This is a genomic window from Marinobacter sp. E2 (genome assembly GCF_055755345.1).
This window is the reverse complement of sequence record NZ_CM146911.1, coordinates 1,515,169-1,529,561: the sequence shown is the minus strand read 5'-3', so window position 1 is coordinate 1,529,561 and position 14,393 is coordinate 1,515,169. Positions and strand designations below refer to the sequence as shown.

14 protein-coding genes are annotated in these 14,393 nt (G+C 61.2%); 5 read left to right on the top strand and 9 right to left on the bottom strand.

Annotated elements, in window-relative coordinates:
• The first annotated feature begins 5 nt into the window (after positions 1-5).
• On the top strand, positions 6-899 hold the full coding sequence (locus tag AC0J1C_RS06910) for a ketopantoate reductase family protein (RefSeq protein WP_473046173.1): 894 nt from the start codon (positions 6-8) through the stop codon (positions 897-899).
• Between the two features lie 14 nt (positions 900-913).
• The gene (locus AC0J1C_RS06905; protein WP_091992407.1) at positions 914-1,471 is read left to right on the top strand and encodes a cob(I)yrinic acid a,c-diamide adenosyltransferase; all 558 of its coding nucleotides are present in this window, start codon (positions 914-916) and stop codon (positions 1,469-1,471) included.
• 39 nt (positions 1,472-1,510) lie between these two features.
• Here AC0J1C_RS06905 and AC0J1C_RS06900 read toward each other — a convergent pair whose 3' ends face one another.
• The 4 genes from AC0J1C_RS06900 to AC0J1C_RS06885 form a co-directional block, all read right to left on the bottom strand.
• Positions 1,511-3,541 (bottom strand): methyl-accepting chemotaxis protein, encoded by a 2,031-nt coding sequence (locus AC0J1C_RS06900; RefSeq protein ID WP_473046172.1) that lies wholly within the window; start codon positions 3,539-3,541, stop codon positions 1,511-1,513.
• A gap of 143 nt (positions 3,542-3,684) precedes the next feature.
• Entirely contained in the window at positions 3,685-4,572 is an 888-nt protein-coding gene (locus AC0J1C_RS06895; protein ID WP_473046171.1) for a histidine kinase, read from the bottom strand.
• Entirely contained in the window at positions 4,563-5,198 is a 636-nt protein-coding gene (ampD, locus tag AC0J1C_RS06890) for a 1,6-anhydro-N-acetylmuramyl-L-alanine amidase AmpD (RefSeq protein WP_473046169.1), read from the bottom strand. The genes AC0J1C_RS06895 and ampD overlap by 10 nt, the downstream gene beginning before the upstream one ends.
• 69 nt (positions 5,199-5,267) lie before the next feature.
• On the bottom strand, positions 5,268-7,571 hold the full coding sequence (locus tag AC0J1C_RS06885) for a DUF1631 domain-containing protein (protein ID WP_473046168.1): 2,304 nt from the start codon (positions 7,569-7,571) through the stop codon (positions 5,268-5,270).
• 246 nt (positions 7,572-7,817) lie between these two features.
• Here AC0J1C_RS06885 and nadC point away from each other — a divergent pair, with 246 nt between their 5' ends.
• Positions 7,818-8,657, top strand: coding sequence for a carboxylating nicotinate-nucleotide diphosphorylase (gene nadC / locus AC0J1C_RS06880; RefSeq protein ID WP_473046167.1), 840 nt, complete (start codon positions 7,818-7,820; stop codon positions 8,655-8,657).
• Here nadC and AC0J1C_RS06875 read toward each other — a convergent pair whose 3' ends face one another.
• From AC0J1C_RS06875 to AC0J1C_RS06855, 5 genes are all read right to left on the bottom strand, one after another.
• Positions 8,658-8,993, bottom strand: a complete 336-nt coding sequence (locus AC0J1C_RS06875) for a YqcC family protein (protein WP_375193635.1) — start codon at positions 8,991-8,993, stop codon at positions 8,658-8,660.
• Between the two features lie 12 nt (positions 8,994-9,005).
• Entirely contained in the window at positions 9,006-9,803 is a 798-nt protein-coding gene (locus tag AC0J1C_RS06870) for a ParA family protein (RefSeq protein WP_375193636.1), read from the bottom strand.
• A gap of 61 nt (positions 9,804-9,864) precedes the next feature.
• Positions 9,865-10,563, bottom strand: coding sequence for a DnaA regulatory inactivator Hda (hda, locus tag AC0J1C_RS06865; RefSeq protein WP_473046166.1), 699 nt, complete (start codon positions 10,561-10,563; stop codon positions 9,865-9,867).
• Positions 10,560-11,120 (bottom strand): CDP-alcohol phosphatidyltransferase family protein, encoded by a 561-nt coding sequence (locus AC0J1C_RS06860; RefSeq protein ID WP_375193638.1) that lies wholly within the window; start codon positions 11,118-11,120, stop codon positions 10,560-10,562. Before AC0J1C_RS06860 ends, hda begins: the two co-directional genes overlap by 4 nt.
• Before the next feature lie 24 nt (positions 11,121-11,144).
• Positions 11,145-12,431, bottom strand: a complete 1,287-nt coding sequence (locus AC0J1C_RS06855) for a DUF2066 domain-containing protein (RefSeq protein WP_473046165.1) — start codon at positions 12,429-12,431, stop codon at positions 11,145-11,147.
• 198 nt (positions 12,432-12,629) lie between these two features.
• On the opposite strand from AC0J1C_RS06855, the gene purM reads away from it, so the two are divergent.
• Positions 12,630-13,694: a phosphoribosylformylglycinamidine cyclo-ligase gene (purM, locus tag AC0J1C_RS06850; RefSeq protein WP_375193640.1), complete on the top strand. Its 1,065-nt coding sequence runs from the start codon at positions 12,630-12,632 to the stop codon at positions 13,692-13,694.
• Positions 13,691-14,353, top strand: coding sequence for a phosphoribosylglycinamide formyltransferase (purN, locus tag AC0J1C_RS06845; protein WP_375193641.1), 663 nt, complete (start codon positions 13,691-13,693; stop codon positions 14,351-14,353). The genes purM and purN overlap by 4 nt, the downstream gene beginning before the upstream one ends.
• Positions 14,354-14,393: the final 40 nt, after the last annotated feature.

The following is a 14,393-nucleotide window of genomic DNA, read 5'->3' as shown; positions in this document are numbered from 1 at the left end:
CCGCCATGATCGGGATCCTCGGCGCCGGCGCCCTGGGCCGGCTCTGGGCGGCAAGATTGCCCGCAGGCCAGGCGGCATTCCTTGCCCGTCCCGGGCAGCCGCCCGGCGCCGATACCCGCTACCGTTTCCGGCCCGTAAGCGGGCCGGAAACCGGCATTCAGGTCCCCTGGCTCGGCGCCGGCGACCTACCCGATCTGGTTCTGGTTACCACCAAGGCCGGCGACACCCTGGACGCTCTCACCCGCGTGATCGACCGGATTCCGGAAACCACCCCCATCCTGTTGTTCCAGAACGGCCTCGGCAGCCAGCAGGCCGTGGCCCAACGGTGGCCGGAACGCCCCATACTTGCTGCCAGCACCACGGAAGGTGCCAATCGCCCCGACACAGACCTGCTGGTGCACGCCGGCGCTGGCGAAACCTGGATCGGGCCCATGACAAAGGCGGCAGACCAGGTGGTTGAGCGGGCAGCGTCCCAACTTGCTGAAAGTGGCCTCACGCTTCATCAGGAGCCCGACATTCTGTCCCGGCTCTGGCAGAAGCTGGTGGTGAACGCGGGCATCAATCCCTACACGGCGATTCTGGATTGCCCCAATGGCGAGATACTGACGACTCACCTGTATCGCGAGACCATCGATGGCCTGTGTGAGGAGCTGTCTGCGGTAATGGCAGCCGCAGGCCAGAAAGCCACCGCACCGGAAACCCTCCGCCAACGCATCGAGGATGTCGCCCGAAAAACGGCTCACAACACCTCGTCGATGCGGGCCGATGTGCTTCGGGGCCGTACCACAGAGATTGACTTCATCAACGGCTACCTGGTCCGGCGGGGCAAGGAACTGGGAATCGCGACACCGGTGAACCAGATGCTGACCGAACAGGTACAACAACTGTCGCCACATTGATCAGGAGCAGATACATGGGCAATCGCCTTTCCAAGATATACACCCGCACCGGAGACGACGGATCCACTGGCCTGGCGGACGGCAACCGCATTGCCAAGAACGCCCAACGGGTAGAAGCCATGGGCACCGCTGACGAACTCAACTGCCACATCGGCCTGCTGATCGAAACCCTCGACAGCGACGATGAGTTCGTGGATAGCCTGCGCCGGATCCAGCACCACCTGTTCGACCTGGGCGGCGAATTCGCCATTCCCGGCAGCCGGGTGATCGGCGACGACCATATCGAATGGCTGGAGAGCACCCTGGATCGGCACAATGAAGACCTGCCGCCCCTGAAGAACTTTGTGCTGCCCGGCGGCAGTCCCGCCGCCGCCCAGTGCCATCTGGCCCGGGCCGTGTGCCGGAGGGCCGAGCGTGTTGTGGTTGCCCTCGGCCACGAAGACTCCATCAACACGGCCTCGCGGCACTACCTCAATCGACTGTCAGACCTTCTGTTCGTCATCGCCCGGGTTCTGGCCCGCCGGAATGGCGGCGAAGAGATTCTCTGGGAACAAAAAAAATCCGGCCTCTAGGGGCCGGATTTCGGGCGTCTGTAACCGCGCGCTCTTGGCTCAGACCTTGAAGGCTTCCACCAGCCGCTGAAGCGAGGCCGTCAGCTCCGACATCTCCCTTGAGGAGGCGAGCGTCTCCTCGGCATTGGCGGCGGTGCTCTTGCCCAGTTCGCCGATCTGCTCCACGTTGGCGTTAACGTTCCTGGCGACCGCCGACTGCTCCTCCGCCGCCTGGGCGATCTGGTGGCTCATGTCCACAATCACCGCAATGCCATTGGCAATGCGATCCAGGGCTTCGGTAACTTCCCCGGACTTCTGAACCGTCGTTTCCGTAACATCCCGGCTGTTGGTCATGGCCGAGACGGCATCCTTGACGCCGCTCTGCAGCCTGGAAATCATTCCCTCGATCTCTTCGGTGGACTTGTGAGTCCGCTGGGACAGGGAACGCACCTCATCGGCCACCACCGCGAAGCCCCGACCCTGTTCACCCGCACGGGCCGCTTCAATAGCCGCGTTCAGTGCCAGCAGGTTGGTCTGCTCGGCAATCGCCTTGATTTCCACGAGCACCTGGCTGATGTTGTCACTGTCCTTGCTCACCCGGTTGATCACTTCCACCGCGCCGGAAATTTCGGTGGCCAGGTGATTAATGGTTTTCACGGTGTCGGCGACCACTCCCCGACCGGTTTCAGTGTCGCGCTCGGCGTTACCGGCACTGTCGGCAACCCGGTGGGCGCTCTCGGTCACCTCATTTACGGCATCGACCATCTGGTTCATGGCCTCGTTGATCTGCCCGCTTTCTTCCATCTGCCGGGCAACTGCCTCGCTGTTGGCGGCGGCCGTGTCGTTAACCCGTGTGGCCTGCTGGTCCACGTCCGCCGTGGTGCGACTGACCGAACGGATCAGCTCGGCAATGCGGTCGGTCATGTTGTTGAACTCGGTGGTCAGCTCACCCAGTTCGTCGCGATTACGGAGGTGAATATGAGTGGTCATGTCACCGGCGGCCACACTGCGGGCAGCCTGGCTGAACCGGTTGATCGCCGTGCGCACCGACATGAAGAACCCGATGTACAGGTACACCACCACCAGCAGCACCGCCACCAACGCAACCAGAATCAGCGTACGCTGGTTGATTTCGCTGTCCAGACGGGCCCGGAGGTTGGCCTCCACCACTTCGAAAGACGCCTGTTTGAGCTCATCGTAATAACCCAGTTGCTCCGACATCAGGCTGTCGTATTCGGTCCACGGCATTTCCAGGCGCATCGGCGTGATCACGTTCTGGTCCAAATCGTCGCGAACCACCATCAGGCTTTCATCAACCTTGTTCAGGGCATCGCCTGGCTTTGCGACCAGAGCGGGAGATGCGTCCGCCGTTACCGACAGCGCCGGAGTCAGCAGTGAACTCCGATTGGTCAGCTGGTCATAGATCTCGTTCAGGGTTTCACTGAGGGCGTAGCCGACCTGCCCTTCAACGAGGGCGTAGATGCCATAGGATTTGGCTCGACCAATAACGGTGCGGGCAGCGGGGAGCGAATCGCGAACCAGCCCCAGAATCAACTGGTTCTCACGGGAAGCCCCCTGACTCAGGCCGGAAATCTCGATGGTTGCAGAAAGCAGCGCCTGAGCCTTCTGGACAAACTCCTGATAGTACTTGAACTGCGGATCGAAGCTGCCCTGGTAATTGTCATCCGCCCGAAGCGCCTCCCAGTCATTGCGCAGGGACTCAACCTGGTCCAGCCAGGCACCCGAGGTATCGAACGAGCGCTGCTCCGCGGTCAGCGCCTCGAAGGCCGCCGCCACCGCGTCTGCGGCTTCTTCAGACACCACTCTGATAGCGTTCTCATCTTTTATGATGGCCGGCGATCGGTAATCGCGGTAATCCATGGCGGCGTCTACCAGGGCGTCCACCTGTTGCAACTGTTCCAGGCCCTCAACTCCCCTGTTCATGGTCTGAACCGACTGGTTGAGCCCCGAGATGACCAGCCACGACAGTGCGCCAATCGGTAAAAGAAACAAGATGCTGATGAGGCTGAACTTATAAACCATCGGCAGACGGTTCATCAGGGCAATGGCGGGATTGATAAGTTGCTTCACAACGACCCTCGTGCTGGCAGGTAACAACGGAACGTTTATTCTGGTTCTTCTGTTCTCGTTCTTCTTTTATTCTATTGTCGCCTAAAGTCGTAAAAACTTAAGCTTTATTTGGTGATAATCTGTAATATTTTCAAAAATTTTGCTTACACGACCCCCGATATCACCAGCAACGCGAGCGTGCAAATCCACACCAGCATGCTCCGATTCAGCAGATCCCGCAGCGCCGCCAGGCTCCGTCCACCGAAATTGGTCCAGTCCTCCGGATGCAACCGGGAGAAACGGTCCGGCTCCAGCGCATACCCGGTTAACGACCCGCTGGCGGAAATCATTAGCACATCGCCCGCTTTTTTCCTGACGCCGGACAAGGATTTACCCATCTCTCGCAGCCAGCCGGCGAGGTCTCCGGCAATACCAAAGGTCAGCGACAGCAGACGTGCGGGAATCCAGCCTGCCCATTCGGCCATGCGCGCAAATCGTGGCCGGGCCGAGGCCTGTGGCCATTGATCCGCCAGTGCCACCAGCCCCCGGACCAGCACCGCCAGAGCCACGCCTCCGACCATGTACCAGAACGCCACCAGGAAAAACCTCTGGAACACCGACACCAGCAGCGCCCTCGACAGGGACAGGTGCATCGCTTCGGGTGAGAGGGCAGCGCCGCGTTCCTCCGCTGGCAGCCAGTCTTTTACATGGTGCCAGGCGGCCTGCATGTCGCCCCGCTGCCAGGCCTCTGCGTAGGCCCGTAACAGTTGGCGCCAGCCCGGTGTGCCCATCAGCAGCACCAGAATCAGGAAGTCTGCCGGATAGGCCACCATACGCCAGTCGGACACCACCAGCACATACTCGGCGAGCCCCAGAATCAGCGCCGGCAACAGAACCAGGGCGAGGCCGGCGTACACATCCGCTTCGTGCCCTGCCCTGGCCTTTCGGCCGTTGTGGAACCACCGCCGCCACAGCTCATCGCTGTGAAGCCTGTCAAGAGAGTCAAGGCGTCTGCGCACAGAGTAGGCCAGCAGAAACACAATCAGCTCCATTCCCCTGCCTCCCCGGCATCACGACTGGAATGCACCATGTCTCGAAAAAGCGGCCAGTCAAAGGCTGGGCCCGGATCGGTCTTTCTGCCCGGTGCAATGTCACTGTGGCCTGTGATACGCGCTGGCGTAATCTCGGGCCAGGCCGCCATGATCTCACGGGCCACGGTGGCCAGCTGGCGATACTGCGCCCCGGTGTAGGGTATGTGATCAGTCCCCTCCAGCTCGATGCCGATGGAATAGTCGTTGCACTCCTCCCGCCCCTCAAAGCTGGACCGGCCCGCGTGCCAGGCCCTGTCGTGCAGATTGACGAACTGAACGACGGACCCGTCACGACGGATCAGCAGATGGGACGAGACTTCAACACCGGCAATGGTCTGGAAGAAAGGGTGGGCCGAGGCGTCAAGACGATTGCAGAAGAAGTCTTCGATTTCAGGTCCGCCAAACTGGCCGGGGGGCAGGCTGATGTTATGAATCACCAGGAGAGAAATGCCTGCGCCCTTCGGACGAGGCCCGAAATTCGGCGAAGGGCACCAACGGGCGCCCCGGATGTGCCCGGTTTCCCGGAGCCGCGTCGCCTGCTCTGCGGAAGGCGTCGGATTTTCAGGCAAGGCATCTGGATCTGGCAAGGTAATTCCAACGGTTTCAGAGGATTACACCTGCAGATTGAATCACAAAGCGTTAACGGTTGCTACGGATCAGTCTTTACGGCTACTGCGCAGGTTATCGATGATGGATTCCAGTGCCCGATCGAAGATCAGTCCATCATCAAGCATGGCAACGTTGCCAGACTCCATTTCCGCAGCCAGTTCTTCCCGTTGATACTCTGCCACTTTCGCGCCACTGCGATTGACAAAAATGTACTTGCCGGTGGCCTTGATGAAGGCCGCCAGTTTGCAACGAACCTTGGCATCATCACGGCTGAGCTCGATCCAGGACCCTACCCGCAGGCTGTCAGCCCGCTCCAGCCACTGAGCGGACACCGCACCCGATGCGGTGGCGGTTGGCGCTGCCTGTGCCTCTACCGCTGGCTCTGGCGTCGTCGACGCTCCGGTCTCGGCAGGCGCATCGGTCGAAGCGACCGGCGCATCGGTTATTGCCTGCGGCGCGGGCTCGGCGGGCACTGCCCGAGCGGCGCCGTCAGCTACCACATCAGGCCCGGCCTGCTCGGGTTCCTCGCGGGCCGGTGCGGTTACCAGCCGCTGGAAAACATCCACATGCACCAGCTCCAGGTCGCGGATGACCGCGTCGGTCGCAAATGGATCCCAGGAGATCTCCTGCAGCGCCCGGCGTAGCTCATCCACAATACCCGGGATGGCACGGAGCAGGTCACTTCGGGTGGTCTCGGTGACCGGCCTCGGGTCAACACTCCACACCAGTCGCTCGGTCAGCTCGCGCGCGTGCTGCCAGCGCTCGCTGTCCTCACCCTCACGGAGCGCCACCCATTGCAGGTAGCGGCTCCAGGCCTCGTTCAACAGACCGGCCACAGGCTCGGGCAACTCCCGCTGGTCGGTCAGTTCAGCCACCAGCTCCCGGGCTACCTGGGCCGCACGCTCCTGCCGGGCACGACCTTCCTCGGCGTCGCGCAGGCGCTGCTCAACGAGCTCCCGGCGCCGGCGATCCAGGTCCATGAAGTGGCTGAAGTCTTTCAGTAACTCATCAAACAAGGCCACATTGTCGGTGAACTCGTTGAGCACCCGCTCCACCACGTATTCGATTTTTTCCCGCAGCGGATCGCGCTGGCCGGTCTTCTTCTCGCTCCAGCCTATGGCCGAAAGCGCGAGTTCATTCAGTAACTTGCGCACCGGGTGACCACCGCGATTGAAGAAGTTCTGATCGCTCAGGGCCACCTTGAGCACAGGAATCTGCAGGCGTCCGATCAGAGCTTTCATGACCGGATGAAGCTGGCGATCCTCAAGGATGAAATCAAACAGCATGGACACCAGGTTGATGACATCGCGATCAACCTGCCCGGGGTTCAGGCTTTTACCATCGCCTCCACGCAGCAGCGGACCCAACTGCTCATTGAGGGGGATCACAACGCCCTCGTCCCACTGCCGGCTGCTCACCTGGGCCTCGGTTAACCGCGCCACCAGCCGATCGGTGTCGATGTAACCTTCGCCGCCCTCACCTGCGCCGGCGGTATAGCCGCCGTCACCCTTGTGAAGCAGCGCACTGAGCTCGGAGAAAGTGGCCTGGGACTCTCCCGCGGCCGATTCGCTCTGGACACTGCCCTGCCCGGCGCTTTTGCCGGGCGAGGTTGATTGTCCTGCACCCGAGCGTTGCGGGGACTGACCGGCGCCTTTGCCAGAAGGAGGGCGCTTCATATCCGGCAGAACCCCTTCTTTGATCAGGGTTCGGTTCGCCTCCTTGTAGAAGTCACCGAGTGTATCGGCCAGCAGGCGGTCAAACAGTTTGAGAACCACAAGTTTCGCCCGAATGTCGATATCCAGGTCGGCACAGGCTTCGGCCAGACCACCGCAAATAATCTCAGGGCTGAGCGGCATCTGCGCATCCCTGAGCTCAATACCCGGCACCAGGTGACCCACACGTATGGTCAGCAGGCGAATCTGCTCCGTGTAGCGGTTACGCAGCTTGTTGATCAGGTTATCGACGGCAACCTGTTGTTCCAGCTCGGAGTGGTCCACCAGGCTGAGGGAGTCCTGGTCAATATCATCGAGGGCACGGGATGTCTGCTGGGGCTGGAATCGTCCGATTTCATTGAACGCCTGGCTGACGTACTGGAGTATGGACACCACCATCGCCTTGCGCCGCAGACGCAACTCACGCATGGCATCGAAGTAGGCTGTCTGGTCGAGATTGGAGCCGGCGCGATCGGCCAGCTCAAACAGGGCATCGTCCGCACGGTCAAAAAACGCGCCGAGCACAGACTTCAGAGACTGACCCGATGCGTCACGTAAATGGACCAGCGCGGACGGCAGATCGAACCGACCGGGCGCCTTCTGGCCGGAAAATCGGACAACCTTGTTATCGTGCGCCATGTCGCTGCTCCGCCTGCTGTCACTTTCACTTGAGAGGCTCTCTTATCAAAGCATGATACGAGCTCGCTGCGTCACCTTGTGTCAGAAATTGTCACCTTTTGTGTAGACCTGACGTGCGTCACGTTTTGAGAGTCTGCTATCGCAGTTTAGCAGGGGCCGCTTGTGGTTTGGCGATTTGCCGAACGGGCTTTAGAATTGTGGCCTCAGAATCCTCTCCCACCCCCAATGACGGACATCAAGCGCCCTATGATCACACCAGAACGTCTCCGGCAGGCCCGAATCGAAAACGTCGCCCAGAGTCTGCGGGAGGACATGGGGGATGGCGACATCACGGCCATGCTGATCCCGGAACACAAGCAGGCGACCGCCCGGGTGATAACGCGGGAATCCGCGACGATTGCAGGCCGGGCCTGGGTAGAGGAAGTGTTCCGGCAGGTGGATCCGACGGTAACGCTGGCCTGGCAGGTGGCTGACGGCGACACTGTGGCACCCGATCAGTTGCTGTGCACCATGAACGGACCGGCTCGCAGCCTGCTGGGTGCCGAGCGCTCGGCTCTCAACTGGCTGCAGACGATGTCTGGCGTGGCCACCGCCTGCGCAGCCTATGCCGCCAGGGTAGCGCACACGAACGTACGTCTGCTGGACACCCGAAAGACCTTACCGGGCCTGCGCCTTGCCCAGAAATACGCCGTAACCTGTGGTGGTTGCTACAACCACCGGATCGGGCTCTGGGACGCCTTTCTGATCAAGGAAAACCACATTGCGGCCTGCGGCTCCATTGCAGATGCCGTCCGGGCCGCCCGTCAGATCGCGCCGGGAAAACCTGTCGAAGTGGAAACCGAGAACCTGGATGAACTGGAACAGGCCCTGAGCGCCGGCGCCGACGTTATCATGCTGGATGAATTCACGCTTGAAGACATGCGAACTGCCGTCGCCCGCACCGGCGACCGGGCCAAGCTCGAGGCGTCCGGCGGTATCAATGCCTCGACCCTGGTGCCCATTGCAGAAACCGGCGTGGACTATATCTCCATTGGCGCGCTGACCAAGGATGTCAGGGCCGTGGACCTGTCCATGCGGCTTGACTGATTACTCTCCCGACAACAGCCGGTCTATTTCCTCAAGCTCCCGAACCAGAGCATTACCGGACTCCTGACGCCCCCGGAAATGCTCTTCGGCCATGGGCGCAATACCCGAGGTGGCCGGCAGGGAATGGTCGCTTTCAATAATCACCTTCATCCTTGCCACGAACACAAACTGCAGCCACTGGGGAAATTCCAGCGTGTCGATACAGAATGGCTGTGTGCTCTCAAAGGCTTCGTCTGGTGGCGGCTCTGCCTCCCAGAGCCCCAGTCGCCGAAGTTCCATCTCGATGCGTAACAGGCTGTCCGCAACCTGGCCAAGCTGATCGTCTGCTGTGCTCATAACGTTCTTGCCTTAGTCGGTCAGGGGTTCCAGCTCCACGGTTTCGCCGTGCAGGACCCGGAACAGGTCTTCGTACTGGCGCGTCAATGGGTGCTTCGGCGCCATGTGAATAAGCGGCTGGCGGCTCTGATGGGATTCCTTCATTTTCACCGAGCTCGACAACCGTACCGGCAACACCGGCAAACCTTCCTCGGTGAGCTCTTTTACCAGCTGGCGAGGCAGGCTGGCGCGAGGCTGGAACTGGTTGGCAACAATGCCCTCCACCACCAGATCCTCGTTGTGATCTTCCTGCAAATCCCGGATTTCGTTAAGGATGTTATAGAGCGCCTGGCGCGAGAAATCGTCGCAGTCAAACGGAATCAGGCAACGCTGTGCGGCAATCAGGGCCGACCGGGTATAAAAGTTCAGGGCCGGCGCCGTGTCGATGTAGATGGCATCAAAGGTTTCGCCCAGCTTTTTCAGTGCTTCGCGCAGCTTGTAGATCTTGTGCTTGGCTTCGAGCTTGCGCTCGAGAAAATCGAGTTCCGGGCTGGAGGGCATCACAAACAGGTTATTGAACGGCGAGGCATGGACGAATTCGTCTGGCCGCCGGTTGAAAACGGTGAACGCCACGGTCTGCTCGAGCATGTCTGCCACCGTGTCTTTCAGTTCACTGGCGGGCTTGCCCAGCAAGTAATGGGTCGAGTTGCCCTGGGGATCCAGGTCCACCACCAGTGTCCGCTTGCCACGGGCCGCACTGATTGCGGCCAGATTGCAGGTGATACTGGATTTACCCACGCCACCCTTCTGATTGAAAACCACCCGTCTCATTCTGTCTCTCCCTCGATTAAGCCGTTATCGTTCTTTTCCGGTTCAGCCCCGTTGCCTTCGGCTACCATTCCATCACGGTTTTAACGAACGGAATGGTCAGCCTGCGCTGCGCCTGCAGTGAATTCTCATCCAGCATATCCAGAATTCCGAGCAAGTCACCCAACCCACGGGGCGCCCGGCGCATGATGTAGGCGGCCACTTCGTGTGACATCACCAGTCCGCGCTTTTCCGCCCGGGCCATCAGTATGCGGAGTCGATCCTCGTCTCTGTATATGCCCAGCTGGATTGTCAGCCCATGCTGCAACCGGGACACCAGGTCTGGAAGCTGGAACGGCAGGTTGCCCGGCAAGTCCGAGGCACTCAGGATCATCATCGCGTTGCGGTCGTCTATCCGGTTGTACAGATGGAAGATGGCCTCTTCCCAATCCCGCTTGCCGGCCACCAGGTCCAGGTCGTCCAGGCACACCAGATCCTGACTCTCCAGCCCGGACAGCGCTGCGGGGCCAAATGGCTGCAACTCGGCGACGCTGATGCAGACGGCCGACATCCCCTGCTGATCGGCACTATGACAGGCCGCCTGAAGGAGGTGACTTTTGCCGGTGTCGGCATCACCACAGAGCACCGCCACGGGCACCCCGCCTGGCTGCCGGCAAAGCGCCTCCAGCCTGGCGGCGGCCTCACAATTACGCTCGCCGTGGAAATTGTCAAACCTGGCGTCGTCCCGCAACTTGACGCCAAGAACCAGCTGCGATGCCGTCATGACCGGGTCGCCCTCCAGGCCCGCACACTCCAGACCACCAGATAGTGCCCGCCGCTGGCAATCGCCGACACCGCAACCAGCACGATGCCCGCATCCACCACCCAGGGCTGCATGGGTAGATCAGCGAGCAACACAATGATGGCCAGTGCCACGAGAATCTGAACAAAGGTGTTGATCTTGCCCGGAATGCTCGGCTCCATATCGTAACGACCCACACAATAATGATAGGCCAGAGCTCCGCCCACAATCAGCAGGTCTCTGCCCAGAACCACGGCAAACAGCCAGACGGGGAGCACCGAGGTCAGGGTCAGCATCAGATAGGCGGTAATCAGGAGGGCTTTATCCGCCAGCGGGTCGGCGATGGCCCCCAGCCTGGAACGCCAGTTGAAGTGCCGCGCCAGGAATCCATCAATGGCGTCGGTTGCCGCCGCCAGGAAGAAAATCACCAGAGCTCGCCTATAATCGCCAACCAGCAGGGCGCCAGCGAAGGGAGCAATCAGCAGAATTCGCAGGAACGTCAGGGCATTGGGAATCCAGCGCCAACGGTGTAAATTCAAACGATTCCCTCCGATTACCCCTGCTTATTCGCTGCCACCGCTCCCGATGACAGAGGCCGGTTGCCACCGATAATACAGGACCTCGTACAGGGATTCGAACGCCTGCTGGGCCTCTTCTTCATCGACGGGGACGGGCTGGTAGGTGAACATGGCCGATTCATCGGCCGCAGTCCGGGATTCCTCGCCCTCAGGTTTTGCGGGCGGCTCGCTGGCACTGACCCCGCTCTCCTGGCTGCCCGGAAGCTTGGTCGAGGCAGAACCCGCCACTTCCGGCTCCGCGGGAATGCCAGATTCGATGGGCACGAAGCGGGGATCCAGCGCGATGTATTCCTGCAGTTGGTCCAGCTCGCCAGAGAAGGCAACCCGCAGCGTTAGCTGATCATCGCGCACTCGGTGCGCGCCTACGCCAACGACCGGCGTGAGGTCCTGCAGGATTTTGTTCACCCGGGCGTAGTCCTCCAGGGAACTGACACCCCGAAGCACAATATCCACCTGTGGGGAATCACCTACTTCGGAGGCAGCAACGGCGTAACGGCCCGCATAACGCTCTGCCCAGCGGTTGATCACGGCCTCGGCGAGCGCCTCCGGCGTGGGCGCAGTGACAGACTCCTCACCGGCGTCCATCGACATGCCATCAAAAACCCAGCCAGCGCGCCATTGACCGCCCGCGCGGCTGACCCGCACCAGGGCCAGTACGTCGTGCTCCAGGTCGGACGACGCTGATTTGACCCGGCCAACAAACTGCCCCCAGATGTCCGACAGGAGTTCCCGGCTGGTGTTGAAGCTCTCTGGCGGTGTCGCCAGGGGCAACCCCCTCTTCCGGGCGGCTGCATCGAAGGCCGCGCTCCAGACGCCATCGGCCGTGGCATTCGCGCTGCTTTCGGAGGCACCCGTGACGAGGATCCGGGCGCCGCGGTCTTCCACCGCGATCCACGCCAGCGTCAGCGGCCGGTTGGCGCCCCACACAGGCGCATCAATGGACGCCAGCGCACGGTTAACTCCGACCGCACCAAAGGACATGCTCAGAATGCTCTGGCCTGATTCGTCACGGGCAACCTGATACGACAACAGAAGTGATTCGGCATCTGCAAGCAGGCCGTCCACGCCTTCCGTGGCCAGAACATCCTGGCTGCCGGATACACGCACCAGCACCTGCCTCAGGCCATCCGCATAACCCTTGGTCAGCTGCGCCTCGGACGTGCCCTCCACCGGAACCCGGGCGGAATACAGCCCAGACACCGTCACCGCGGTGGCCGGCCCGGAGCAGATGAGCAGCAACAGCCCGATGAATGCAAAAAACCGAGCAGCCAATCCTGGCGCCTGTGGCAACTTGTGTCCTGATAACGACATGAAACACCCTGCAATTCGCATGAATGGCGCATAGGATACACCATGCCCTACAGGCTGAGTAGCAGCCCCGGGTTTCCGAAAAGCAATATACATTTGGAGCACTACAGCGCACCTGTTAAAATCCGCCGCCTGACCCACTGGCCAACGGTTAAGAACCCCATGAGCGAACAGAAGCCCTCCCTTACCTACCGCGACGCTGGCGTTGACATTGACGCAGGCAACGAACTCGTACGCCGCATCAAGGATACCGCAGCGCGCACCCGCCGCCCGGAGGTGCTGGGCGGCCTCGGCGGTTTTGGCGCGATGGTCTCGATTCCCGCTGGCTACAATGAACCGGTACTTGTGTCCGGCACCGATGGGGTAGGCACCAAACTGCGCCTGGCCATGCAGCTGGAAAAGCACGACAGCATTGGCATCGACCTGGTCGCCATGTGCGTTAACGATCTGGTCGTGGGCGGTGCCGAGCCCCTGTTCTTCCTGGACTATTACGCAACCGGCAAGCTCAATGTAGACGTGGCCGCCCAGGTGGTTGCCGGCATTGGCGCCGGATGCGAGCTGGCGGGTTGCGCCCTGGTGGGCGGCGAGACCGCCGAGATGCCCGGCATGTATGAAGGCGATGACTATGACCTGGCCGGTTTCTGTGTTGGCGTTGCCGAGCGCAGCGAAATCATCGATGGCAGCCGCGTTCAGTCTGGCGATGTTCTGCTCGCCCTTGGTTCGTCCGGCCCGCACTCCAACGGCTACTCACTGATTCGCAAGATCCTGGAGGTCAGCAAGGCGGACCTGAACCAGCCCGTGGGCCAGGAAACGCTTGCGGACGCACTGATGGCGCCAACGCGCATCTACGTGAAAAACCTGCTCCAGCTGATCCGGGAAGTGGACGTACGCGCCCTCTCCCACATTACCGGCGGTGGGTTGCCTGAGAACATTCCCCGCGTCCTGCCAAACGGCACGGTCGCCGCCATCGACACCAGCAGCTGGAAACTGCCCCCGGTGTTCCAGTGGCTGAAAGACCAGGGTGGCGTTGCCAGCGAGGAAATGTATCGCACCTTCAACTGTGGCATTGGCATGATCGTGTGTGTGCCGGCCAACCAGAAGGATCTGGCCCTCGACACCCTCCGGGCACTGGGCGAGCACGCCTGGCAGGTCGGCGTTATCGAGAGCGCTGCCACGCAAGACGCGGAGCCCTGCGTTCGCTACGCCCCGGGGCTGTTGTCGGCATGAAGGCAGACCCGACGCCCCTGCCAAGAATCCTGGTTCTTGCTTCCGGCAGCGGAACCAATCTCCAGGCACTGATCGAGGCCAGCCGGGAGCGGGACTTTCCCGGCCAGATCGTTGCCGTGGGCTGTAACCAGCCCGGCGCCTTCGCCCTTGAGCGCGCAGCGCAGGCGAATATTGAGTCCTTTGTGGTGAACCACAAGGATTTTGGCTCCCGGGAAGAGTTCGACGCCTCGTTAATGGCGGAAATCCTCCGCCACAACCCGGACCTGATCGTCCTCGCCGGCTTCATGCGCATCCTGACCACGGATTTTGTGCGAGCCTTCCGGGGCAGGATGCTGAACATCCACCCGTCCCTGCTGCCCAGGTATACAGGCCTGAACACTCATCGGCGGGCGCTCGAAGCCGGTGACAAGGTGCATGGTGTTTCCATCCATTTCGTTACCGAGGAGCTGGATGGCGGCCCGGTCATTGCCCAGGCGGAGGTCTCGGTGAGCCAGGACGACACACCGGAATCCCTGGCCGAAAAGGTCCAGATCCAGGAGCACATCCTCTACCCCATCGTGGTGCGCTGGTTCTGCGAGGGCCGCATCCAGCTTGGCAACGAGGGCGTGCTGTTCGATGGTCAGCCCCTGAAGCAGCCAATGCGCCTGAGCGCCCACTGAGGATTGCCTGAACGAATTGTCATGCTCCAGTACGGCCCAA

Excerpts from the sequence above, each read along its gene's own strand:
- AC0J1C_RS06910 (WP_473046173.1), top strand. The coding sequence starts at position 6 with ATGATCGGGATCCTCGGCGCCGGCGCCCTGGGCCGGCTCTGGGCGGCA.
- AC0J1C_RS06905 (WP_091992407.1), top strand. The coding sequence starts at position 914 with ATGGGCAATCGCCTTTCCAAGATATACACCCGCACCGGAGACGACGGA.
- AC0J1C_RS06895 (WP_473046171.1), bottom strand. The coding sequence starts at position 4,572 with ATGGAGCTGATTGTGTTTCTGCTGGCCTACTCTGTGCGCAGACGCCTT.
- AC0J1C_RS06885 (WP_473046168.1), bottom strand. The coding sequence starts at position 7,571 with ATGGCGCACGATAACAAGGTTGTCCGATTTTCCGGCCAGAAGGCGCCC.
- nadC (WP_473046167.1), top strand. The coding sequence starts at position 7,818 with ATGATCACACCAGAACGTCTCCGGCAGGCCCGAATCGAAAACGTCGCC.
- AC0J1C_RS06875 (WP_375193635.1), bottom strand. The coding sequence starts at position 8,993 with ATGAGCACAGCAGACGATCAGCTTGGCCAGGTTGCGGACAGCCTGTTA.
- AC0J1C_RS06870 (WP_375193636.1), bottom strand. The coding sequence starts at position 9,803 with ATGAGACGGGTGGTTTTCAATCAGAAGGGTGGCGTGGGTAAATCCAGT.
- hda (WP_473046166.1), bottom strand. The coding sequence starts at position 10,563 with ATGACGGCATCGCAGCTGGTTCTTGGCGTCAAGTTGCGGGACGACGCC.
- purM (WP_375193640.1), top strand. The coding sequence starts at position 12,630 with ATGAGCGAACAGAAGCCCTCCCTTACCTACCGCGACGCTGGCGTTGAC.
- purN (WP_375193641.1), top strand. The coding sequence starts at position 13,691 with ATGAAGGCAGACCCGACGCCCCTGCCAAGAATCCTGGTTCTTGCTTCC.